General features: G+C 70.5%; 17 protein-coding genes and 4 pseudogenes. 12 read left to right on the forward strand and 9 right to left on the reverse strand.

What is annotated here, in order from left to right; all coding sequences use genetic code 11:
• Window position 1: 1 nt before the first annotated feature.
• The gene (locus tag AB0I22_RS04120) at window positions 2–625 is read left to right on the forward strand and encodes a TetR family transcriptional regulator (protein ID WP_363129034.1); all 624 of its coding nucleotides are present in this window, start codon (window positions 2–4) and stop codon (window positions 623–625) included.
• On the opposite strand, the gene AB0I22_RS04125 is transcribed toward AB0I22_RS04120, so the two are convergent.
• The 3 genes from AB0I22_RS04125 to AB0I22_RS04135 all read right to left on the reverse strand — a co-directional run bounded on the left by AB0I22_RS04125 (window position 615) and on the right by AB0I22_RS04135 (window position 4266).
• Window positions 615–1061, reverse strand: coding sequence for a MerR family transcriptional regulator (locus tag AB0I22_RS04125; RefSeq protein WP_363129035.1), 447 nt, complete (start codon window positions 1059–1061; stop codon window positions 615–617). The genes AB0I22_RS04120 and AB0I22_RS04125 overlap by 11 nt on opposite strands.
• Before the next feature lie 21 nt (window positions 1062–1082).
• Entirely contained in the window at window positions 1083–2096 is a 1014-nt protein-coding gene (locus AB0I22_RS04130) for an NADP-dependent oxidoreductase (RefSeq protein WP_363129036.1), read from the reverse strand.
• A 115-nt stretch (window positions 2097–2211) separates the two neighbouring features.
• A complete protein-coding gene (locus AB0I22_RS04135; RefSeq protein WP_363129037.1) occupies window positions 2212–4266 on the reverse strand; it encodes a thioredoxin domain-containing protein in 2055 nt (684 codons plus the stop codon).
• 138 nt (window positions 4267–4404) lie between these two features.
• On the opposite strand from AB0I22_RS04135, the gene AB0I22_RS04140 reads away from it, so the two are divergent.
• Window positions 4405–4941, forward strand: coding sequence for a Uma2 family endonuclease (locus AB0I22_RS04140; RefSeq protein WP_363129038.1), 537 nt, complete (start codon window positions 4405–4407; stop codon window positions 4939–4941).
• A 488-nt stretch (window positions 4942–5429) separates the two neighbouring features.
• Here AB0I22_RS04140 and cas3 read toward each other — a convergent pair whose 3' ends face one another.
• Window positions 5430–8444 (reverse strand): CRISPR-associated helicase Cas3', encoded by a 3015-nt coding sequence (gene cas3 / locus AB0I22_RS04145; protein WP_363129039.1) that lies wholly within the window; start codon window positions 8442–8444, stop codon window positions 5430–5432.
• Window positions 8445–8650: 206 nt separating this feature from the next.
• On the opposite strand from cas3, the gene AB0I22_RS04150 reads away from it, so the two are divergent.
• The 6 genes and pseudogenes from AB0I22_RS04150 to AB0I22_RS04175 all read left to right on the forward strand — a co-directional run.
• Window positions 8651–10114, forward strand: a complete 1464-nt coding sequence (locus AB0I22_RS04150; protein WP_363129040.1) for a type I-E CRISPR-associated protein Cse1/CasA — start codon at window positions 8651–8653, stop codon at window positions 10112–10114.
• On the forward strand, window positions 10107–10703 hold the full coding sequence (casB, locus tag AB0I22_RS04155) for a type I-E CRISPR-associated protein Cse2/CasB (RefSeq protein ID WP_363129041.1): 597 nt from the start codon (window positions 10107–10109) through the stop codon (window positions 10701–10703). The genes AB0I22_RS04150 and casB overlap by 8 nt, the downstream gene beginning before the upstream one ends.
• A 4-nt stretch (window positions 10704–10707) precedes the next feature.
• Window positions 10708–12063 (forward strand): type I-E CRISPR-associated protein Cas7/Cse4/CasC, encoded by a 1356-nt coding sequence (locus AB0I22_RS04160; protein WP_363129042.1) that lies wholly within the window; start codon window positions 10708–10710, stop codon window positions 12061–12063.
• Window positions 12060–12899: a type I-E CRISPR-associated protein Cas5/CasD gene (gene cas5e / locus AB0I22_RS04165; RefSeq protein WP_363129043.1), complete on the forward strand. Its 840-nt coding sequence runs from the start codon at window positions 12060–12062 to the stop codon at window positions 12897–12899. Before AB0I22_RS04160 ends, cas5e begins: the two co-directional genes overlap by 4 nt.
• Window positions 12896–13627 (forward strand): type I-E CRISPR-associated protein Cas6/Cse3/CasE, encoded by a 732-nt coding sequence (cas6e, locus tag AB0I22_RS04170; protein ID WP_363129044.1) that lies wholly within the window; start codon window positions 12896–12898, stop codon window positions 13625–13627. The genes cas5e and cas6e overlap by 4 nt, the downstream gene beginning before the upstream one ends.
• A 103-nt stretch (window positions 13628–13730) precedes the next feature.
• A pseudogene (locus AB0I22_RS04175) lies at window positions 13731–13823 on the forward strand (DNA-binding protein); the annotation flags it as partial.
• Between the two features lie 33 nt (window positions 13824–13856).
• Here the strand turns inward: AB0I22_RS04175 and AB0I22_RS04180 are convergent.
• Window positions 13857–14014 (reverse strand): annotated as a pseudogene (locus AB0I22_RS04180) (DUF255 domain-containing protein); the annotation flags it as partial.
• Between the two features lie 130 nt (window positions 14015–14144).
• On the opposite strand from AB0I22_RS04180, the pseudogene AB0I22_RS04185 reads away from it, so the two are divergent.
• Window positions 14145–14225: pseudogene (locus AB0I22_RS04185) on the forward strand (Uma2 family endonuclease); the annotation flags it as partial.
• A 209-nt stretch (window positions 14226–14434) separates the two neighbouring features.
• Window positions 14435–17713, forward strand: a complete 3279-nt coding sequence (locus tag AB0I22_RS04190) for a tetratricopeptide repeat protein (protein WP_363129045.1) — start codon at window positions 14435–14437, stop codon at window positions 17711–17713.
• 219 nt (window positions 17714–17932) lie between these two features.
• Here the strand turns inward: AB0I22_RS04190 and AB0I22_RS04195 are convergent.
• Together AB0I22_RS04195 and mca are read right to left on the reverse strand one after the other, a co-directional pair.
• Window positions 17933–18115 (reverse strand): annotated as a pseudogene (locus tag AB0I22_RS04195) (hypothetical protein); the annotation flags it as partial.
• A gap of 4 nt (window positions 18116–18119) precedes the next feature.
• Window positions 18120–18992 (reverse strand): mycothiol conjugate amidase Mca, encoded by an 873-nt coding sequence (mca, locus tag AB0I22_RS04200; RefSeq protein ID WP_363129046.1) that lies wholly within the window; start codon window positions 18990–18992, stop codon window positions 18120–18122.
• A gap of 95 nt (window positions 18993–19087) precedes the next feature.
• Here mca and AB0I22_RS04205 point away from each other — a divergent pair, with 95 nt between their 5' ends.
• Window positions 19088–19498 (forward strand): DUF4307 domain-containing protein, encoded by a 411-nt coding sequence (locus AB0I22_RS04205; protein ID WP_363129047.1) that lies wholly within the window; start codon window positions 19088–19090, stop codon window positions 19496–19498.
• Window positions 19499–19662: 164 nt separating this feature from the next.
• The gene (gene greA / locus AB0I22_RS04210) at window positions 19663–20160 is read left to right on the forward strand and encodes a transcription elongation factor GreA (protein WP_363129048.1); all 498 of its coding nucleotides are present in this window, start codon (window positions 19663–19665) and stop codon (window positions 20158–20160) included.
• A 206-nt stretch (window positions 20161–20366) separates the two neighbouring features.
• Here the strand turns inward: greA and AB0I22_RS04215 are convergent, their stop codons facing one another.
• Both AB0I22_RS04215 and AB0I22_RS04220 read right to left on the reverse strand, forming a co-directional pair.
• Complete coding sequence (locus AB0I22_RS04215; RefSeq protein ID WP_363129049.1) at window positions 20367–21227, reverse strand: ABC transporter permease; 861 nt, start codon at window positions 21225–21227, stop codon at window positions 20367–20369.
• Entirely contained in the window at window positions 21224–22357 is a 1134-nt protein-coding gene (locus tag AB0I22_RS04220; RefSeq protein ID WP_363129050.1) for an ATP-binding cassette domain-containing protein, read from the reverse strand. The genes AB0I22_RS04215 and AB0I22_RS04220 overlap by 4 nt, the downstream gene beginning before the upstream one ends.
• Window positions 22358–22472 lie beyond the last annotated feature (115 nt).

Below are 22472 nucleotides of genomic sequence, written 5' to 3' on the forward strand. Positions count from 1 at the left end.
CATGGCCGCCGTACGCACGACACCCGAGGCACACCCCGAGCCCAGGCTCGGGCTGCGCGAGCGGAAGAAGATCCAGACCCGCCAGGCGATCCGCCGGGCCGCCTACCGGCTCTTCAAGGAGCAGGGCTACGACGCGACGCCCGTCGACCAGATCGCCGCCGCCGCCGACGTCTCCCCCAGCACCGTCTTCCGCTACTTCCCCACCAAGGAAGACATCGTCCTCACCGACGAGTACGACGCCTTGATGGAGACGGCGCTGCGGGCCCGGCCGCCGGGCGAAGCCCCGCTGGAGTCCATCCGGCAGAGCATCCTGACCCCGCTGCGCCAGGCCTTCGAGGGCGAGTGGGAGGAGATGATCGAGCGCACCAGGCTCCTCCAGGAGGTGCCCGCCATCCGGTCCCGCTCCAACGAGAGCATGGCCGAGTCCGGGCGGGTCCTGGCCGACGTGCTCTGCGAGCGCACCGGTCGGCCCGCCGGCGATATGGAGGTGGAGGTCCTGGTGGGCGCGGTGTTCGGCGCCTTCGAGGCGGCGCTGATGCACTGGGCCCGCAACGGCCACCAGGAGGATCTGATCGCGCTCATGGATCAGACCCTCGACGTACTCGGGCGCGGGCTCACTCTCTGAGCGCCCCCGCGTGGGGGGCCACCCGCCCCGGCTCCCAGGGCCCCTCCCCCACCTGGTCCGCGAGCCGCCGGCGCAGCTCCATCAGCCGCTCGATACGGGCGTCCAGGTCGGCCAGTCGGCGCCTGATCACCACCTCCACGGCGGAACAGGCGCCGGCCTCGCTCGTGGCGAAGAGCCGCGGGCCGGGGTCGGTGGGCGCCCTGTCCAGCCCCTCGGCGGGCACCCCGTCCAGGCCCTCGGCGAAGGACCGTACGTCCCCCACGGTCAGCCCCGCCTCCAGCAGCCCCCGTACGATCCGCAGCCGCCGCACGTCGGCGGGCCCGTACACCCGGTGGCCCGACGGTGTCCGCCGGGCCACCAGCAGCCCCTGCTGCTCGTAGTAGCGCACGGCTCGCGGCGTGAGCCCCGCGGCGGCCGCCGCCTCGCCGATCCGCATCCAGTCCCCCTCCGCCGCGGACTACAACTCCACCAGCACCGCGCCGATGTGGCGTCCCTCGGTCAACTCCCGCAACGCGCGAGGGGCCGACTCAATGCCCGAAAGCCGCGCGTGCGGGAAGGTCAGTGTGCCGTCCCGCAGGCCCTGGCCGAACACCCGGTGCCACTCGGGGATCACGTCCAGGTTGTCGTAGAGCGCCGCCCCGCGCAGCGTGATGCCCTTCGTGACCAGCGCGAGCGTGTCGAACGTGGCGAGCGCGCCCTCCCCCAACTGGCCGGAGAGCGCGCCGACCAGGGCGATCCGGGCGCCCCGGTTGGCGAGGGCCGCGGCCGCCTGCACCTGCTCGCCGCCGACGTTGTCGAAGACCGCGTCGATGCCGTCCGGGGCCGCCGCGCGCAGCTGCTTCTCGAACGGCCCGGCGCCGCGGAGGACGACCGCGTCGTAACCCAGCTCCTTGGTCAATACGTCCGCCTTGGCCTGCGAACTCGTCGAGCCGATGACCCGCGCGGCGCCGCGCAGCCGGGCGATCTGCCCGGCGAGCGTGCCGACCCCGCCGGCCGCGCCGGACACGAACACCGTGTCGCCGGGCCGGACTTCGGCGGTGCGCACGATGCCCATGTAGGCGGTGGGGCCCTGGGAGAGGTACGCGCCCGGGTCGGGCAGCAGGTCCGGACCGACGCGCTGCGCCTCGCCTCCGGGGACGATCGCGTACTCGCGCCAGCCCGCGGACTGCGTCGTGACGAGGTCGCCGACCGCGAACCCGGTGCCGGACTCGGCGACCACCTCGGCGACGGACGGCCCCGTCAGCGCCTCCCCCAGCTTGAAGGGCGGCATCGGGAGAGGGCTGTCCACAGCCATCAGGGTCCGCATCACAGCGGCCACGGCCATGGTCTTGTTGCGTACGAGCAGTTCTCCGGGCCCCGGCTCGGGGACCGGTACCTCGGCTATCTCGAAGTGTTCGTCGGTCAGCTCCCCTTCGGGGTGCGCGGCGAGGCGGACCTCGCGGTGGGCAGCGGGAATGGACGCGGTGGCCATGTACGGACTCCTCGCGAAACGACGACGTACGGATCGCCATGACGCTAAAACTTGACGCGCACGTCAAGTTCAAGTGGATTCGGGGCCCGATCCCCCAACAACCGGCAGCCGGCGCTCAGTCACCCACCGGCTGCTCGTCCCCGACGGTCCGCAGCAGACCGGCCAGCGCCCGCGGATCGGCGGTGGGCGCGTCGCAGGCGAAGCGCCGGCAGACGTACGCGGCCGGTCGACCGTCCAGCAGCGGCCGGTCGGCGAGCAGCGGCACTTCGGGGGCGCCCGGCTCACCGAGGGCGACGACCGCGCCGGGGGCGGTGGACAGCAGCGCGGTGCGGTGCAGTTCCCGGGTGGCCGCGTCGTCGTACGGGCCGACGACGGCGATCTCGCGGGGCCCGTCCAGGAGCGCCTCGGCGGCCGCGAGACCCCACCCGATGAACCGGGGGGCGCGGGGACCGAGCGCCTTGACGACGCCCAGCGCCCGTTCCGCCGCCTCCCGGTGCGGGGCGCTGCCGGTCACGGCGGCGTACGACAGAAGCGCCCCGGCGGCGGCGCTCCACCCGGAGGGCGCCGCGTTGTCGGTGGGGTCCTGGGGCCGCCGGATCAGCGCCTCGGCGTCGGCGGCGGTGTCGTAGAGGGCGCCGTTCTCGGCCGTGAACTGGATGAGGACGGTGTCCAGGAGAAGCCCCGCGAAGTCGACCCACACGCCTTCGCCGGTGACGGAGGAGAGCGCGAGGAAGCCCTCCGCGACATCTGCGTAGTCCTCCAGGACACCGGCATGGGAGCCCGCGACACCGTCCAGGGAGGTGCGGAAGAGCCGCGCGTGCCAGTCCATGTGGGTGCGTACGAGCAGGTCGGCGGCGTCGGTGGCGGCCTGGACGAGATCCGGGCGGTCGAAGTACGCGCCGGTCTCGGCGAGAGCCGCGATGGCCAGCCCGTTCCAGGCGGCGACGATCTTGTCATCGCGCCCGGGCCGCAACCGCTCCTCCCGCGCCGCCAGCAGCCGCTCCCGTACGGACGCCAGCCACCCTGCGTCGACCAGCCGCTCGGTGTCGGGAAGCTGCAGAACGGACGCCCCCTCCTCGAACGTGCCCTCCTCCGTCACCCCGAAGTGCTCCGCCGCGAGCCGCCCGTCATCCTCCCCGAGCACCTCGCTCAACTGCTCCGGCGTCCACACGTAGTACGCGCCCTCGACGTGCCGGCCGCTCCCGTCATCACTGTCGGCGTCCAGCGCGGAGGCGAACCCGCCCTGCTCGGTACGCAGCTCCCGGACGAGAAAATCAGCGGTCTCCAGAGCGACCCGCCGAGCAAGATCCGACCCGGTAGCCCGCCACAGATGCGCGTACACCCGACACAGCAGCGCATTGTCGTAAAGCATCTTCTCGAAGTGCGGAACCACCCACTCCGCATCCACCGAATACCGCGCGAACCCGCCCCCCAACTGGTCATAAATGCCCCCGCGAGCCATCGCCTCACAGGTCGCCCCGGCCATCTGCAAAGCGGCCACGGACCCCGTCCGCGCATGATGCCGCAGCAGAAACTCAAGAACCATGGACGGCGGAAACTTAGGCGCCCCGGCAAACCCGCCCCGCACGGAATCGAACTCCCGCGTCAGCCCCATAAGCGCGGCATGCATATCCTCGGCACCGGGCGCCGACGCCCCACCAACAGCCAGCGTCCGCTCCGCCAGATCCCGCACAATCCGCCCGGCGACCTGCCCAACCTCATCCCGCCGCTCCGCCCACGCGACCCGCACCCCTTCCAGCACCTGCCGGAAGGACGGCATACCGTGCCGGGCCTCCGGCGGGAAGTACGTACCGAAGTAGAACGGCTCCGCATCCCCCGTCAGAAACACGGTCATGGGCCACCCGCCCTGCCCGGTGGCGGCCTGAACGGCCTCCATATAGACCGCGTCGATATCGGGCCGCTCCTCGCGATCGACCTTGATGGAGACGAAGTGCTCGTTGAGGAACGCGGCGGTGGTCTCGTCCTCGAAGGATTCATGGGCCATTACGTGGCACCAGTGGCACGAGCTGTACCCGACACTGAGCAGCACAGGCACCCCCCGCTCCCGCGCCTCGACGAAGGCCGCTTCGGACCACGGCCGCCAGTCGACCGGATTGTCGGCGTGCTGGAGGAGGTAGGGGGACGTCTCATGGGCCAGGCGGTTCGGCATGCCCCCATCCTGCCGGACGCCGTACTGAGGAGGTGGCAGGGCGGCACGGACCATTAGCCTGAGACCGACGGCGCCGCAACCGTCGAGGCTCCTCGAAGGAGGTACACCATGACCGCCGAGATGGTGGCGCCCGCGTAAATGCGTCAGCAGGTCAGCGCGGAGCAGTACGACTCCTGGCCCGAAGAGCGGTGCGCCGGCGTCGAGATCGTGGACGGGATGGCCGTCGTGAGCCCGGGCGCGCCCAAGCGGCACAGCCGACTGGCCCGAATCCTGGCCAATGCCCTGGACGCCGCCGCAGGCCCGGACTGGAACGCCGACACGGACTTCGACATCCGCCTACAGGACGTTCCCCTGACCAACCGCCGTCCTGATGTCACCGTCTACCGGGCAGAGACCATTGACCTCACACCCACGCGCCCCGAACACGTACTCCTGGTCGTCGAGGTCGTCTCGCCCGGCTCGGAGACCACCGATCGGATCGTGAAGGTCGACCAGTACGCCAAGTCCGGCATCCCCTTCTACTGGCGGGTCGAGCAGGCCGCCACCGGCGTCCCGATCGTCTACACCTACGTCCTCGATCCCGCCACCAAGGCTTACCGGGACGGCGAGATGTACACCGGCACGGTGAAGGCCACCGCACCCTTCTCTTTCATGGTCGATCTTGGGGCCCTGTAGGGGGCACCGAGAGGCCGTCCTGCTATCGGCGCTTGACCGTTAGCACACGCATCATGATTCTTCGCAGCCCGATCGAGGCATCCTCGGCCCCCGGCCCAGGCACACCTCCTACCACGCCAACTCGTCAGGTAGGTGATGGAGCCCTCGTCGGCGGCGCCAGCAGTGCGGCCGCTGCTCAGCGTCACGGGCACGTTGCGCCGCCGCGCCTCCTCGAAAGCCTCCGGCGTCCAAGGCCGCCCGACTTCCGGCGAAGAGGTACCGAGAGAACGCTCGGGCCTGGCCAGTCAGTGAGGCGCGTCTCCAACGATTCCGCCCTACCCTGTGGAAACAGCTAGCTGGAACCGGTCAGGCGGGGGGCGATCCGCGTGGCCGTACCGTACTTCGGTCGCACCAAGGGCCCCGCTGACACGGGGAGAAGGGAGCCGGAAATCTCGGTATGTCCGGCCCATCCCTGCGGTGGGTGGGAGCAGGGACGGGCAGCGTACCGCTCAGGTCTTGCGAACAACGTGCAGGCCTCGTGCGGAGTCGTAGGCGATGGGCCGCTGTCTCGGCCCGCCTACGCATCTGCCCCCATCGTCGAAGACGATCACATGCCTGTTCCGCAGCGCCCGGCCCTCGGAGAACGGGGACCATTCGGATACCGGCGAGATGTGCCTGAACCAACTGGCCGGAATACCGACGGTGTTGAGAAGCAAATCGCGCTGCTGGGCCCTGTGAGCCTCGATGCCTTCTTGATCGCTTTGAGCGCTGTGGTCATCGAGGCCGGCGGGGATATCGCCATCGATGTCATAGCTGTGGGACGAGCTCCCGTCGTCGGCGTAGCGGCGAAAGAGGACGATCACGCTCGTGGTGGGCTCCCCCATGCGCGACCGCGCCGCCAGTTCACGGGTGCCGTCGTTGCCCCGGCCGTGTGATTCGCCGCTCTTGAGGGCCTCGACGCCGGTCGGCTCTCCGTCGAGGCCGTAGGGGTGCAGGGCGCGAACGTAGGCGGTGTTGTCCTGGTCGCCGAGATCGTCCGTCCACCGCTCGTGGGTCGCGCGGAGCAATGAGCCGATGGGCGTCGACGGAAAGGGCGCCGGGTTGTAAGCACGTTCGATCAGAGAGGCGCCGTCACGCGTGGCGTCGAAGCAGGCGGTTCCGAGCTTCCGTTCCGGGTTCGGTTCGTCCGCGTGGAGTGGGCATGACGACGGGGCGGTGACGAGACCGTGGAGGAGGTACCAGGACATCGCCAGCGCGTAGGGCGCATACACATGGGCGTCCTTGTTGCCCGGAGCCGCCGGGGTGCCCAGGGCGCTATCGGCGGGGACCCGCACGAGGGGGAGACCGTCCGGACCGGGCAGATGGAGGACGGTCATCCGGGCATCGCGCATTGAGGCCGGGCGACCTGCCTGGTTGGGGGCGTGACGGTGAAGACGCCCTCGGCGCTGGATGAGCAGATCGACGGGGGCCAGGTCGGTATAGAGGCGGTCGAAGTCCAGGTCCAGGGACTGTTCCAGCAACTGAGTGGCGATGACGAGAAGGCGCTGTGGTCGGGCGGGGTTGCGCTCGCTGCGGTCCTTGCCCGGCCCCAGCGTTTCCCGCAGCGATACCTCCCGGTCGAGGCGGTTGCGGGGCAGCATCTGCCCGTGCAGGAGAACGATCTCCTCGCGCCGCCAGCCGTACTTCCTGGCCAGCGCGAGTGCCTCGGTCCAGAGGTCGTGGGCGGAGTCGACCCGATTGCGGATCACCGCGGTGATCCCTCCGCCTGTGGCTTCGCGGAGAATGAGGTCGGCAAGTTCGGCGGGGCCTGGGTCGGGGACGAGTTCCACACGGGTGTGCTGCGCTGCGGGCTCCTCGTCCGGTCGCACGCAGGTGACCCGCCCGTCCTCGTCGACCAGGGTGACGGGCCCGTCCGTCCGGAGTGCACGTGGCTGGGCGCGGTGGCCGCGGCACCAGGCATCGACAAGAGCCTGCCGGGTGACGGTGGGCAGCGTGGCGGAGAGCACCACCACCGAGGCTCCGGCGTCGGCGAGCCAGGAGATCGCCGCCTCCAGCAGCCGCTCCTGGAACAGTTCGTACGCGTGGGCCTCGTCGATGATCACCGTCTTGTTGGCCAGGCCGAAGAGCCGCAGGAACCAATGCTGTGACGCCTGGGCGGCCAAGGTGACCTGGTCCACGGTCCCGATGCCGAACGGGGAGAGCAAGCCGCGGCATCTGCGGAGGTACCACGGGTCGAGGACCGGCCGTCCGCGCGTCTCCGAATCCTGCGCGCAGAACAGGGTGTCCTCGATGAACGGCAGGGTGTCGGCGACGTGTTCGTGTCCGCCCCAGCCCCTCCGTTCTCCGGCATCGAGCAATTGGTGAACGGTCGGGGACGCTTCCGCCGTGCCGTGGACGATCGCCAGGTTGGCGTCCGTAGGAGTTCCGAAGGCGTGGGTGAGAAAGGAGATGTAGTCGGCAGCGGCCTGATCGGTCGCTGAGCGGGTGGGCATCGCGACGTACAACCCGTGATAGCCGTTGACGCGGGCGAGATGGTGGGCGTACCAGAGGGCGAGGCTGGTCTTTCCCGACCCGGTGGCCCCTTCCACGATGACCAGCGCAGGACCGTCGACGGGCGCGGCCTTCATGGCGGTCGCCTGGAAAGGACGCGGTCGAGGGGTATCGGGGAAAAGCCCTGCCCACTGCGGAGGCCCGGGGTCCCAGGAGTGCAGCCGCAGTTTCCGCACAGCGGCGTCCGCCTCCTTCCGCGACGCGTTCCACCACTGCTCGACGGGCTGGACGGGAAGCCGGTAATGGAAAAGCGTCTCGTCGGAGGCGATCCAGTCGGCCATGACGACCAGCCCGGCGAACAGGGGAAGACTCACGGGACGTTCGAGGCAGGTTTGCTCCGGCAAGCGCTCCAGATCGACACCGAACAGGCGCGCGAGGGTGTCGATCATGTGCCGGTAGTAAGGGTCCCAGTCGTCAGCCCGGGCCGCACGCGCCGCCCGGTGGACGGTGTCGAGGTGGGGGATATGGCCGTGATGGCCGCCCAGCAGCAACGCCACGGTGTGGAGCCCGGGAAACGTGGGCCGTCCCGCACCTCCGCAGTGCCCGCACCGGCAGCCGAGCAGGCGCGGCAGATGATGGGCTGTGACGTGCTGATGTCCAGCCCAGGGGGCCGACCCCGACTCCGCCGGAAGCGGCAGCCCCGCCCGGCGCGCCATCGCACGCCAGGCCCTTCCCTCCTGTCGCAGTTGCCCGCGATCCCACCTGCTCGCGCCGAACCGGACGAGGAAGCAGGCGGACGCCTTGCCCAGGTCGTGCAGGGCGGCGTAGAACATCGCGTTCCGCCGGGCCGCCGCCTCCTCCCCGGCCCCCAGGGCCATGGCCAGCCGGTCGCGTACCGGCCGCGCGAGATGGTTGTCCCACAACTCACCTGCGATGGCACCGACGTCGAGCATGTGCGCGAGCAGCGGGTTCCAACTGGCCCCACCACGAGAGCCACTGACACCGTGCCGATCTGTTTTGCCCCAGATCAGCAACCACTCGGGACCGACTTCTCGAAAATCCCTCATCCGATCACCCCGCCGCTGCTAGCGTCCGACTCATGCACTCCGCCCAACCCACAAGGACATACCGAGTTTTAGGAAATTCGTCTGATCCGGCATGGCGGTGGGATCCACGCACACAAGCGTGCCAGCCGGCACTGACACTGGACGAAACCTCCGGCAGGACCGCGGTCCGGCCGATGAGCTTGGTAGAGCTCCTGCGCAACGCGGACCGGATTCCCGCACTGGCGGGCTCGACCCAAGGCGAGGACGTCGCCGTCTTCGAGTACCTGACGGCGATCCTCTACGCGTCGGAGCACGTCCCCGCATCGCCCGGGGAGTGGCGCCGCTGGGTCGAGGACCGGGAATCACTGGAACCGGCGGCAGACTGGCTGGCCGGTGAGCCGGACGACCGCTGGGATCTCTTCCACCCTGACCGGCCGCTGGGTCAGAACGCACAACTTGCACCGTTCCTGGACGAGTACGGGGTGGGACACGCGCAAATCGTCATCGAACGCGCAGCCGACTACAACCAGTTCTTCGACAAGTCCCATCTGCACGACCCCGATCCGATGCGGCCGGACATCGCGTTCAGGGCGATGCTCACCCAGCACACCTACGGCCTCGGTGGCCGGGCGATGGCCAAGGCGAACTGGCTGGGACCGCAGTTGACCTATCAGGCCGTCGCGCGGCTCGGCAGCCGCATCCGCGTGATCGCAACGGGGCAGACGCTCGGCGACACGCTCCGGCTGAACCTCGTTCCCGGCAGGGACCGGCGGCCGACCTTCAACTACTCCTGGACGGACGGGCGGCGGCCCCGGCGTACCTTCCGCTCCGGGAAGGAGCCCCGTCTCCCCGATGGCCGGGCGGACCTGCACTCCTTCCTCGGACGGTCAGTCCTGTTGCGCCCCGTCCTCGTCGACGGCCGGGTGATGGTCGACCGGGTGCTCCTGGCCGCGGGAGAGCTGCTCGCCCCGCTGCCCCCGACCTACCTGCAGGACGCGGCGCTGACGCGGACGACGGGTTACGAGGGGCCTCTGCGCCCGAACGCCGACCGGGCCATCTGGCAGGAGGCGCACGCGCTCTACGCGGCGGCCGCCGACCGGACCAAGGGAGCCGACCTGTACGACCGCCTCGCGGACCTGCCCGACAGGACGGTGAACCTCTGGGCGGTCGGGCTCATCTTCCGGAAGTCCGCCCCCAGCAGATGGGTGTCGGACGCATTCCCGTACACACCGGGCCTGCGGGTCGACCTGAAGTTGGCGTCCGACGAAGGATCGGCGATCTGCGAGTACGCGGCGAAGGCGCTGTGGGCGGCAGCGGCGACCGCTCGCGAGGCGGCGTACCCGAGCGCCAAGCCTAAAGACCGGGCCTCGCAGATCGCCCGGTTCAACGGGGCACGGGACATGTGGGCCGGAGCCGCCGCCTCCTTCCAAGCGCTGCTCGACTCCGTGAACGCCGGCCGGCGCCCCGACGCGGGACCGCTGGAAACGTTCGCACGGGAGATCAGAGCGTCGACGCGCAAGGCTCTGCGCTCCCGCCTGGCCTCGCTGCCTCCCGGCGAGCGCGGAATGCGGGCACGGATCCTGTCCGAGGCGAAGCTCAAGACCATGCTGACGGCTGCGAAGTGCCCCGACCATCTCAGGGGAGACCCCGATGACTGATGCCCTACCCCCGGAGCTGCAGGCCCTCATCGGCGAGGGTTCCGACAGCGCGGCCATGACGTCCGAGGGCCCGCCCCCTGTGGAGCAATCTTCGTCCGAGCGGCTCAGCCGCTATCTGTGCCGCCTGGTGTGGACGCACGACACCGGTGCGCTCGCCGATCTGAGACGGCCGGAAGCCCTGACCGAGCCGAGGCTGATCGCCGCGAACTACGCCGCGGAGGAGGAGCAACGGCTCGTCTACGAGAAGGTGGCGTTCCTGTTCGCGCGCTTCCATGCCGGCCGGAGCAGACCGCTTCCGGGCTCGGGCTCCATGGGCGGCTCGCTCCGCCGTATCGGCGGTCCGGGCGGCCGGGGCCCCAAAGACTCCGGGGCGACCCGTCTCCTCGACAGGCTGGTGGCCTCGCACGAGCTCCCCCTGCGGCACCTGCAGCACGCGATCGAGCGCGCCCGTGCCTGCGACGTGACACCCCCGTCCTGGGCGCGGCTGGCGGACGACCTCACAGAGTGGCGGTCGCCCGGCAGGTCGGTCGCCTACGACTGGGCCCGCGACTTCTACACCCCCATTTTCCCTTCGAAGAGGAACGACTGACGACGTGACGATCATCCGCAGCAACGCCGTGTACGAACAGCTCGGTTGCCACCAGTTCCTCTCCCTCCACGCGCTCGAAAGCCTGGTGGCAGTGCTGCCGGTCCGCGACGAGAACTCAATGGCGAAGATCATCCCGTTCGGTGGCGAGACACGGAATCTGATCACGTCGCAGGCGCGACGACGGGCGGAACGGACGCTCGGCCGCGACCGTGCGAATGCGGGCGAGGGAGCGCTGGCCGGCTACACGATGGGCATGCGCACCCGCGAGTGGGCGCTACTCGCCGCGGACGCACTCTGCGCCCTGGGCTGGGAGCGGGCCGAGGCCCTCCCTACCGCCAAGGCCGTCCTGGAAGGCGTGGGGCTCAAGTTCGGGGACAAGGAACGCACCCGCGACCTGACCAAGGTGCTGGTCTTCGCTCCCGAGGACGCCGGAGAGAAGCTGGGCGCTTCCATCGACGACAAGCGCGACGTCGTGGCCGGGTGGATCAAGGAGTTCCAAGCGGCACGTGAGGCGGCGAACAGCGGCTCCCGAGGCAAGAAACGAAAGGCTGCGGATACAGAGCCGACGGCCGACGGCGAGGAGGGCGCGAGCGAGTCGCACATCCCTACTCTGCCGAGGGAGGTACGAGCCGGGGTGCTCACGGCGCTCGCCCCCAGGGACGCCATCGACATCGCGCTGTACGGGCGCTTCCTCGCCGAGATCGCGGACTCGCCGAACGTGGACGGCGCTGTGATGACCGGGCCCGCCTTCACCGTGCACAAGGCCAACCAGATCGACGACTTCTACAGCGCCGCAGACGATGCCAAGATCCGGCGCAAAGCGAACGCCCTGGACTTCCTCGACGCGGCGGACGATGCGGGCGCGGGGATGACCGGCTACCAGTCCCTGATCTCGGGGACGTTCTACCGGCACGCCGCGCTGGACCGGGTGCAGCTGCGGAACAACCTGGCGGCCGGTGGGATGCCGCCCGAGGAAGTGGACAAGGCCGCCCGCGCGGCGGAGCGCCAGTTCGTCGAGGCCTTCGTCGACGCCATGCCCCACGCGAAGAAGAACACCACCGCCTCCACGGGCTCCCTGCCCAAGCTGGTCCTCGCCTTCGAGGGGGCGCGTCCGTTCAACTACTCCGCGGCCTTCGAGTCGCCGATCGACGAGCGGGCGGGTGGCGGAGTCGCTCTTGCGGCCGCCCGCAGGCTCCTCGCACAGCACCGTCTGGTCACGCGTAAGCGCTCCGACATCGACGGGGGACGTGTCCTCACCTACGACCTGGACATCCAAGAGCTGCTGACCGAGCTCGCGGGCCAGGACGGGGCGCTCGTCGCCACCGAGGCGGGTTCCGTCGAGGAAATGACCGCCCCGTGAGCCCGTACGTACTCCTGGCCCGATTGGCTGGCCCTCTCCAGTCCTGGGGACTGAGCTCGCGGTTCGACCAGCGGGACACTCACCTCAGGCCGACCAAGTCCGGCTTCGTCGGTCTGCTCGCCGCCGCCGCAGGTTTCAGCCGGGAGGATCCGATCACTCCGCTCGACGAACTGCGGTTCGCAGTGCGTGCCGACCGCCCCGGCACACCGGTGGAGGACTACCACACCGTCGGCGGTGGACGGTATCCGCTTCGCCCCCGTGACCTGATCACCGACCACCGGCTGAGCCGGACGACGGCTCCCCTCTTTGACGACGTGTCCGGCCGGGCGTTCGGTGTCATGCCCGGTCCCTCCGTCGGCGGCTGGTACGGGGCGCCCAAAGGCATCGCCCCCGATCCGAACAGTGGTCAACTCCTAGCCCGCACCGGGCAGCGCAATCCGATCATCACCAACCGCTCCTACCTCGCAGATGCCCAGTTCGTCGTGGCGGTAGAACATGAGGACAAGCAGATGCTGGACGAGTTGGCCGTGGCTCTGGAACAGCCTCGGCGCTTCCTGTGGCTCGGGCGGAAATCCTGCCCGCCCGCAGGAGAGATCTCCGGTGGGGTGTACCCCGGATGCATCGAGGAGGTCCTCGCCGCCGCCCGCCTGCTTCCGCAGGCCACCTCCGAACAGCCGTGGACCTGGGTCGAGGTGGCGCCCGGCACCACTGGCGCCTCAAGCATCAACGACCAGCCGGTCAGTTTTCACCCCACCCACCGCAGCTACGCACCCCGCTGGGAACGGCGCGTGTGCATCGAACCGGGTCAGTCCATCGGATGGGAGCACCTGCTGTGACCACGGCCTCCACTACCGTCGCGCGCTTCGTGGCCTGCCACAGCGTTCTTCACCTCGACGCCCGTCATGTTCTGGCGCAGAAGGCCATTCTCGACCCGCACATCATGCATCGCCTCGTGATGTCGGGATTCAACGGATGGATCACGCCGGGCGAGCCGGATCCGCGGGCCCAGATGGGCATCCTGCACGCCTGGACACTGGACCTGAGGAACAACAGGCTGGTCCTTGTCGTCCAGTCCCGCGTCCAGTCGGACTGGTCGTTCATTCCCCGAGCGGCCCTGGTCGACGGCATCACCACCCTGCCGATCGACATGGAGGTCCGCACCGGAGAGACATATGCCTTCCGGATCGTGGTGAACCCCACGCGCCAGCGTGGGGCGCGCGAGCACGATCACGCACCCCGCAAGCGGTTGTCGGACACGACCCCCGGTCATGTCCGACAGTGGTTCGCCGATCGTCTCCAGGCCGACGGCGAGGAACGCGTAGGTCCCCTCGGTGTCCGCCGCATCGGGGCGCACGGGGTGACGGACAGCATGGCCGTGCGCATGCTGCCCAAGCTGAGCCTGACAGCCAAGCACCAGGGTGCCAAGATCGGCCGTGCGGAGCTGAAGGGAGAGCTGACCGTCACCAACCCGGAGACCTTCGTCGAGGCCCTTGCCAACGGCGTCGGCCGGGCCCGCTCCTACGGTGCGGGACTGCTCCTGGTTCGTTCCCCGGACAGTAGTTGACCGAGCAAGATCTGCCGGATCACGGCCGGGTCGCGGCGCTCGGAACGGGGTGCACCAAGGGGACTCTGCCCCCGAAGCCCCACCTGAGCCGCCGCGATCCGGCCTCCGCGTCCCGGCTCCCGTGATCGTTCTGACCTCGGAGCGCGACGACTGGTCGAAGCTCTGCGGGGACCGCGTGCTCATCAGAGAGGTGTGAGCACCACCGACTACGGCGGCTGTGAATACAGCGGCACCAGTGGCACGAGCTGTACCCGACACTGAGCAGCACAGGCGCCCCCGCTCTCGCGCCTCGACGAAGGCCGCTTCGGACCACGGCCGCCAGTCGACCGGATTGTCGGCGTGCTGGAGGAGGTAGGGGGACGTCTCATGGGCCAGGCGGTTCGGCATGCCCCCCATAGCCGCGCCGCGGAGACGGCAGGGCGACACAGGCCAGTAGCCTGAGACCGAGGGCGCCGCAACCGTCGAGGCTCCTCGAAGGAGATACACCATGACCGCCGAGACGGTGGCGCCCGCGTAAATGCGTCAGCAGGTCAGCGCGGAGCAGTACGGCTCCTGGCCCGAGGAGCGGTGCGCCGGCGTCGAGATCGTGGACGGGATGGCCCCTACCGTTCGCGCATCTGGCGGGTGTGATCCCGGCTGACCGTGCCGGGACGATGGTTCCAGCCGTTCACCGCGACGCGTCCCGAGAGCGTCTCCACCCCCTCGCCACGTTGAGTTATCCACAGGGCTGCCGTATTTCCCGTGGAGACGGAAGACTTGAGGGAAGGAAACCGAAGATCTGAACGGTCACCTTCGGGAGGAGAGCGTATGCCGGGCTCAGTGGTAGCCCTGCGGGACAGCCATCGGGCAGAGGTCGACGGCCTGTTGACGCGGGCGGTCGAGGAGGAGGTGCGCCGGTCGGGCGGGCGTACCGATGCGGCGGTGTTGCTCGCGCGGGGGCGTGCCGAGTTGGCGGACATGGCGGCGAAGGCCGCCGAGGAGTACGGCGCGTATGTGCGCGCCCTGGATGAGGCGGAGGCCACGCAGCGGCCGTTGTCCGCGCGACTGTCGCGGGGGGCGCTGGCCACGCCGGGGCTGGTGACGATCGTGGCCGCGGCGGCGGCCTTCGGCGCCGATCTCGGGTACGGGACCTCGGCGGGCACGGCGTTCGGCGCGGGGGCGACCGTCGCGGTGGCCGGGGCGGCGGCGACGCTCGTCAAGCTGACGGCGGGGCACTGGCCGGCGGCTCATCGGCGGGCGGGGATGCGCGGGCAGCCCGGCGGCACCGAGCAGTTGCGGCTGCAGTGGCTGACCGCAGTCGAGGTGCGGGGCATCCGGCCGTTCCTGGACCAGCACCGGATGGTGTCCGCGGCGACGCGGCGCAGCGCCGGCACCGCGCCGCAGCCGGCGGCAGCACCGCCGCGCGTGCCGAAGCTGCGCGGCAACGACCGCAGCGCGGCGGCCCGACGGCGCAACGTGCTGGAGCAGTCATTCCAGCAGCTGCCGGAATCCGACGGGCCGTTCGCGGGGCGCAGGGCCCAACTCACGCAGATCTCGCAGTGGGTGCACCAGGCGCGGGCCAGTACGGAGACCAAGCCCACGGTCGTGTTGCTGCACGGGCCGCCGGGCAGCGGCCGGACCGCGCTCGCGGTGCGGGCGGCGCACCATCTGCGGGACCAGTTCCGCGGCGCGTGCGTGGTGGATCTGCGCGGCGAGACCGCGACGGAGGCGGGCGGCGCGCCGGGCGAGCCGCCGGTGCCGACCCGCGACGCGCTGATGCATCTCCTCAACCGGCTCGGCGCCCCCCGCGACCAGCTGCTGTTCCGGGAGCGGTCCTCGCAGGACCAGCACGTCAAGCGGTTGACGGAGCTCTACGACCAGCACCTGACGGGGCTGCCCGTCACCGTGGTCCTGGACGACGCCTCGGACGTCGACCAGGTCCGTACGCTCATCCCCGAGCGTTCCGACAGCCTGGTCCTGGTCACCTCGACCACCCTGCTGGCGCTCCCGCCGGACCTGGTCGCCTGGGTGCACGAGCTGCCGGTCGGGGCGCTGGACGAGGCGGGGGCCGAGGAGTTGCTGGGCGCGGCGGCCCAGGAGCCGCTGCCGGGCCCGTACGACGAGAAGTCGATGGAGCGGATACGGGAGCTGTGCGGGGGCCTGCCGCTGGCGCTGCGGATCGCGGGCTCCTCGCTCGGGCCGCGCTCCCCGCAGACGCTGGCCGCCGAGCTGGACGCGTACGGGCCGGTCGGCACGGTGGAGCGGGCCCTGTGGCTGCGCTACACCGATCAGCCGGAGGACGCGCAGCGGCTGCTGCGCCGGCTGGCGCTGGCCGGGCGGGCGTCGCTGGGGCCCGCCGCCGCGGCGGCGCTGCTCGGCGCCGGGGAGCAGGAGGCGGGCCGGCAGCTGACGGCGCTGGCCCGGACGGGGCTGATCGAGCATGTCCGCGGCGGCCGGTACCGGGTGCACGACCTGGTGCGGGACTTCGCGCTCGCCCGGCTGCGCGACGACGAGGAGGAGGGCGAGCGCATCGCCGCGCAGGAGCGGCTGATCCGCAGCTACGCGGAGCTGGCGGACTCCGTCATACGGCTGGTCGACGGCAAGACGTCGACGCGCGCGGACCAGTTCGGTTCGCACGGCTTCACGTCGCTGGACGCGGCGCTGCGCTGGCTGGACGACGAGTCCAGCTTCATCACGGCCGCGCTGCGGCACGCGGAGGGCGTGGACCAGTCGGTGGTGCTGCATCTGCTGGGCGCGCTGTGCGACTACTGCCTGCTGCGCGGCGATCTGTACCGGCTGGGCGAGCTGAGCGAGCTGACCCAGGCCACGGACCGCGGGCTGCTGGTGCGTTCGGTGCAGTGGCGCACGGGTGTCGCCGCCCGTCAGCTCGGTGAGCTGGACAAGTCCCGGACCACGCTGTCCTCGGTGGTGGACCTGTACTTCGACGCCCACCACCCGGCGGGCGCGGCCCGCGCGCTGCGCGATCTGGGCATCACCCTTCAGCACCAGGGCAATCTGGAGGAGGCCGCGGCGAAGCTGCGCGAGGCCCTCGACCTCCAGACCACCCAGGAGCTGCGCGGCGACCGGGCGTGGACGCTGCACGCGCTGGCGGCCGTCGAGCGCGACCGGGCCCGGATAGCCGAGGCCCTGGGGATGCTGCACGAGGCGCTGGAGCTGCACCAGGAGAGCGAGAGCGTGCACGGGCAGGCGTGGGCGCACTTCCAGCTCGGCCAGGTGCGGCTGCGCATGGGCGAGGTGGGTCCGGCGGAGGAGGAGTTCCGCGAGGCGCTCGACCAGTACGGGCGGACGCAGGACGGCCGGGGCGCCTCGTGGGCGCTGACGCAGCTGGGCCGGGCCCGGCTGGTGGCGGGCGACTTCGCCGCGGCCGTCGATCAGCTGCGGCAGGCTCAGTCGCGGCACCGGGACAACGAGGACGCGCGCGGCGAGGCGTGGACGCTGTACTACCTGGGGCAGTCGCTGGAGGAGCGGGGCGACCAGGACGCGGCGGTGCGGGCCCTGGAGCGGGCACGCAACATGTTCAGCCGGATGCGGGATGTGTACGGGCTCGCGTGCGCGCGGCACCACTGTGCGCGGGTGACCCGTGATCAGCGGGCGGCGAAGACGGGTTCGCTGCGCAACAGCGGGTTCGCCCGACAGCTGCTGCAGGACGCCCGGCAGGACTTCCACCGGCTGGGGGTGCCGCACGGCGAGGCGTGGTCGTGTCTGGAGCTCGCGGTGATCGACGGGGGCAATGGCCGGGCGTCGCAGGCGCTGGAGCTGGTGGAGGAGGCGACAGGGCTCTTCGCGGGTTACGGGGACCGGCGCGGGGAGAGCTGGGCGCGGTTCCTGCGCTGCACGCTGCTGCCGTTCGCGTCGCCGGGCGGTTCCGTAGTGGGCGTGGCGGTGGCGCAGGAGGAGCTGGCGCGGTTGCGTGAACAGCTGCGCGGCGCTGACTGGGCCGGCGATCCGTCGCTGGAGGACTGCGCGGAATCGTTCACGCTGGTGCTGCAGCGCGGCGTCGAGCCGGAGACGGGGTGGCAGGCATGGCGACTCGGCATGGTGCCGAGCCGCCGGGCCCGCGAGGTGATGGCGGTGCTGCCCCGCTAGGGGCAGGCGGTCCGCTCGCCGCCTCCGTCAGGCGGTGGCACCCTTCGCGCCCTTGACGCCCTTGGCGTTCTGCGCGCCCTTGGAGGCCGCGGCGGGTGCCGCGGCACCGCTCTGCGCGGCCTCGCGCTGGGCGGTGCCGCCCTTCGTCGCGCCGCCCTTGGGGGCGCCGTCCTTCGTGGCCCCGTTCTCGGCGGGCGTCGCGGTCCCGCTCTCGCCGGGCTCGTCGAAGTCCACCTTCCTCATGTGCTTGTTCATGCTCTTCATCAGCAGCCATACGGCTCCGCCGATGAGGGCGAAGACGATGAAGCCGAGGACGCCGGGGGTGACCTTGTTCTTGTCCAGGTCACTCGCGGCGAGCGGCACCAAGTGGGTGACGGCCAGGGAAGCTGTCGCACTCATCATGAGCTCAATTGTTGCGGATGCCCGCGAAGAGGTCGTGCTCGGGGAGGGAAGTCGGCACTCGCGACTGCGCGAGCTCGTACTCCTCGGTGGGCCAGACCTCCTTCTGGAGGTCCATGGGGACCCGGAACCAGCCGCCGTCGGGGTCGATCTGGGTGGCGTGCGCGATCAGCGCCTTGTCCCGGATCTCGAAGAAGTCGGCGCACGGGATGTAGGTGGTCAGGGTCCGCTCGCGCTGGCCGAACTCCTTCCACCGCTCCAGCCACTGCCCGTACGGCGAGTCGAGGCCGCGGGCGAGGAGCGCCTCGTGCAGGGCGACCGTGCGCTCCCGGTTGAAGCCCTGGTTGTAGTAGATCTTCAGCGGCTGCCAGGGCGCGCCGGCCTCGGGGTAGTAGGAGGGGTCGCCGGCCCGCTCGAACGCCACCATCGAGATCTTGTGGGTCATGATGTGGTCGGGGTGCGGGTAGCCGCCGTTCTCGTCGTACGTGGTGACCACGTGCGGCTTGAACGTACGGATCAGGCGGACCAGCTCGCCGGCGGCCTCGTCGACGTCCTGGAGCGCGAAGCAGCCGTCGGGCAGCGGCGGCAGCGGGTCGCCCTCGGGCAGACCGGAGTCGACGAAGCCCAGCCACTCCTGCTTGACGCCGAGGATGTCGCGCGCCTCGTCCATCTCCTTGGCGCGCACCTCGTGGATGTGCTCCTCGATGTACGGGTCCCCCTGGAGCTTGGGGTTGAGAATGGAGCCGCGTTCTCCGCCCGTGCAGGTGGCGACCAGCACATCCACCCCCTCGGACACATACTTGGCCATGGTGGCCGCGCCCTTGCTCGACTCGTCGTCGGGGTGGGCGTGCACGGCCATCAATCGAAGCTGCTCAGTCAAGGCTCGATCCTCAGTCACTGGTCAAAAGAGATGCCTCCTATAGTGACCGAAGCGGGGCCCGATTCATTCCGGGTTCCACAACCAGGAGGACGATCATGAGTGCGGTGCGCGAGGAGCTGCCCGCCGGGCGCTACGGCCGGTCGGCCGACCAGCGCGCCGACCGGAAGCTGAAGGTGATCGGCGCCGTACTGGGCGCGGCCCTGATCGGCGTGATCGTCTGGTTCGGCGTCCACCACATCTCCGCGGCCGGCGTCAGCGGCGAGCTGATCCGCTCCAAGGTGGTCTCCGACGACTCCGCGCAGGCGGTGCTGGAGGTCCGCAAGGACCGGGACGAGACGGCCGTGTGCACGGTGCGCGCGCTCGATACGCAGCAGGCCGAGGTCGGCCGCAAGGACGTCACGCTCAACGAGCGCGAGGACCATCTGACGGCGCTCGTCAAGATCCGCACCACCGGCCGCGCGACCGCCTCGGAGCTGGTCGGCTGCACGTCCGCCACGAGCGGGTGACGTTCCGCAGCCCCGGCGCTGACCTGCGCTGACGCGTTTCGTACGGCTTCCCTCCTCCCCCTTTCCGCCCGTAATTGTTAGGCTCGTGGTTTCGCCCACCTTTGAAGGCGCACCCTTCTGAGTAGGGCGTTCATTTGTATTCCCAGCACCGACGAGGAGCACCTGTGACCCAGACCAGCGACAACGTCACCTGGCTGACTCAGGAGGCGTACGACCAGCTCAGGGCCGAGCTGGAGTACCTGTCTGGTCCCGCTCGCACCGAGGTCACCGCGAAGATCGCGGCGGCCCGTGAAGAGGGTGACCTGCGCGAGAACGGCGGGTACCACGCGGCCAAGGAGGAGCAGGGCAAGCAGGAGCTCCGGGTCCGCCAGTTGACCCAGCTCCTCCAGCAGGCGAAGGTCGGCGAGGCCCCCGCGGACGACGGCATCGTCGAGCCCGGGATGACCGTCACCATCGCCTTCGACGGCGACCCCGACGACACCCTGACCTTCCTGCTGGCGTCGCGCGAATACGCGAGCGCCGACATCGAGACCTACTCGCCGCAGTCCCCGCTGGGCACCGGGGTCAACGGCAAGAAGGTCGGCGACGACGCCGAGTACGAGCTGCCGAACGGTCGCACGGCCACGGTGAAGATCCTCGCCGCCAAGCCCTACCAGGGCTGAGACGACAGGCCGGGCAGCGCTCGGGCCCCGGACCGCAGAGGTCCGGGGCCCGAGCGCTTGTGCGCGGTCGGAGTGCCGGCCGGGGCCGGGCCGGGCTCCCGTATCCGGCCCAACGCCGTATGCGGCCCCAACGCCATACGCGATCCGATCCCAACGTCGTACGCCGTCCCAACGCCGTACGCAGCCGGGTCGGGGCGGGCGAGGGGTCAGGCCGTCGCGGAGCGGTATTTGCGCACCGCGAGCGTCCGGAAGACCACGATGATCACGACCGACCAGATCAGCGACGCCCAGACGGGGTGCTGCATCGGCCAGGCGTCGGCCACCGGGTAGTCCGCCGGCAGGTTCCCGAACAGGTGGCGGGCCGCCTGCACGGTGGCGCTGAACGGGTTCCATTCCGCGATGTTCCGCAGCACCATCGGCATGTTGTCGGCGGGCACGAAGGCGTTCGAGATGAACGTCAGCGGGAAGAGCCAGATCAGCCCGCCCGAGGTGGCGGCCTCCGGGGTCCGTACGGACAGCCCGATCAGCGCGCCGATCCACGAGAAGGCGTAGCCGAGCAGGAGCAGCAGGGCGAAGCCGGCCACCGCCTTGGGGAAGCCGGCGTGGATGCGCCAGCCGACGATCACCGCGACGATCGCCAGCACCACCAGGGTCAGCGCGGTCTGCACGAGGTCCGCGAGCGTACGGCCGGTGAGGACCGCGCCGCGGGCCATGGGCAGTGAGCGGAACCGGTCGATGAGTCCCTTGTGCATGTCGTCGGCGATGCCCGCGCCGGCGCCCGCCGTGGCGAAGGTGACGGTCTGCGCGAAGATGCCGGCCATCAGGAACTGGCGGTACATGGTCGGGTCCGTGTTGCCGCCGAGGCTGATCGAGCCGCCGAAGACGTAACTGAACAGCACCACGAACATGATCGGCTGGATCAGCCCGAATATCACCATCTCCGGGATGCGCAGCATCCGGATCAGATTGCGCTTGGCGACGACCAGGGAGTCGCGGACGGACTGCGTGAGGCCGCCGCGGGGCTGGGGGATCGCGCTGCGGGTCGAGACGTCACTGGCGGTGCTCACTTGACGTCCTCCTTCACGTCCGCGCCCTCGGCGCTTCCGGTCCCTTTGGCGCCTTTGGCTCCCTTGGCGCCTTTGGCCCTTTTGGCGTCCGGGCCGCCGCCCCCGTCGGCCGACGCCGCGCCGTCCGCGTCGCCCGTGCCGTCCGCGCCGTCTGTACCGTCCGCGCCGTCTGTACCGTCCGTGTCGTCCGTCTCCGCGGCGTGGCCGGTGAGGGAGATGAACACGTCGTCCAGGGTCGGGCGGCGCAGCCCGATGTCGTCGATCTCGATGCCGCGCGAGTCCAGTTCCCGGATCACCTCGGCGAGCAGCTTGGCGCCGCCGGTGACCGGCACGGTGACCTTGCGGATGTGCTCCTCGACCGTGGCCTCGCCCTTGCCGAAGCCCCGCAGGACCTCCTGGGCGGCGGCGATGCGCTCGCGCTCGTGCACCACCAGCTCGACGCGCTCGCCGCCCGTACGGGCCTTGAGCTGGTCGGAGGTGCCGCGGGCGATGACCCGGCCGTGGTCGATGACGGCGATGTCGTGGGCGAGGTGGTCGGCCTCCTCCAGGTACTGCGTGGTGAGCAGCAGGGTCGTGCCGCCCGCCACCAGCTCCCGGATGACCTCCCACAGCTGCTGCCGGTTGCGCGGGTCCAGGCCGGTGGTCGGCTCGTCCATGAACATCACGGGCGGGCTGACGACCAGGGCGGCCGCGAGGTCGAGCCGGCGGCGCATGCCGCCCGAGTACGTCTTGGCGGGCCGGTCGGCGGCGTCGGTGAGGTGGAAGCGCTCCAGCAGCTCCACCGCGCGCGCCTTCGAGGCGCGTCCGCTCATCTGGTAGAGCTGGCCGACCATTTGGAGGTTCTCGCGGCCGGTCAGATACTCGTCGACCGCCGCGAACTGGCCGGAGAGCCCGATCGAGCGGCGGACCTCGTTGGGTTTCCGCAGGACGTCGATGCCGGCCACCACGGCCTTGCCGCGGTCGGGCTTGAGCAGGGTGGTGAGCACCCGCACCGCCGTGGTCTTCCCGGCCCCGTTCGGGCCGAGCATTCCGAGCACCGTTCCTTCCGGGACGTCGAGATCGACGCCGTCCAGTGCCCTCACGTCGCCGAAGGTCTTCACGAGACCCTCGGCGTAAATGGCGCCTGGCATGGATGTACCCCCGTTTTTGGGATGGTTCCACGATGAATTTATGGTTCGCCGGAATTGGCGCACCTCACGGCTTCTGTCCACCGTAAGGCCGCCAACAGGCCGACACCTCCCGGAC

The organism is Streptomyces sp. NPDC050610, from assembly GCF_040654875.1.
Lineage (GTDB): Bacteria > Actinomycetota > Actinomycetes > Streptomycetales > Streptomycetaceae > Streptomyces.

Excerpts from the sequence above, each read along its gene's own strand:
- casB (WP_363129041.1), top strand. The coding sequence starts at position 10,107 with ATGACTGATGCCCTACCCCCGGAGCTGCAGGCCCTCATCGGCGAGGGT.
- AB0I22_RS04125 (WP_363129035.1), bottom strand. The coding sequence starts at position 1,061 with ATGCGGATCGGCGAGGCGGCGGCCGCCGCGGGGCTCACGCCGCGAGCC.
- AB0I22_RS04220 (WP_363129050.1), bottom strand. The coding sequence starts at position 22,357 with ATGCCAGGCGCCATTTACGCCGAGGGTCTCGTGAAGACCTTCGGCGAC.
- AB0I22_RS04150 (WP_363129040.1), top strand. The coding sequence starts at position 8,651 with ATGAGCTTGGTAGAGCTCCTGCGCAACGCGGACCGGATTCCCGCACTG.
- AB0I22_RS04205 (WP_363129047.1), top strand. The coding sequence starts at position 19,088 with ATGAGTGCGGTGCGCGAGGAGCTGCCCGCCGGGCGCTACGGCCGGTCG.
- AB0I22_RS04135 (WP_363129037.1), bottom strand. The coding sequence starts at position 4,266 with ATGCCGAACCGCCTGGCCCATGAGACGTCCCCCTACCTCCTCCAGCAC.
- AB0I22_RS04190 (WP_363129045.1), top strand. The coding sequence starts at position 14,435 with ATGCCGGGCTCAGTGGTAGCCCTGCGGGACAGCCATCGGGCAGAGGTC.
- AB0I22_RS04120 (WP_363129034.1), top strand. The coding sequence starts at position 2 with ATGGCCGCCGTACGCACGACACCCGAGGCACACCCCGAGCCCAGGCTC.
- AB0I22_RS04140 (WP_363129038.1), top strand. The coding sequence starts at position 4,405 with ATGCGTCAGCAGGTCAGCGCGGAGCAGTACGACTCCTGGCCCGAAGAG.
- AB0I22_RS04130 (WP_363129036.1), bottom strand. The coding sequence starts at position 2,096 with ATGGCCACCGCGTCCATTCCCGCTGCCCACCGCGAGGTCCGCCTCGCC.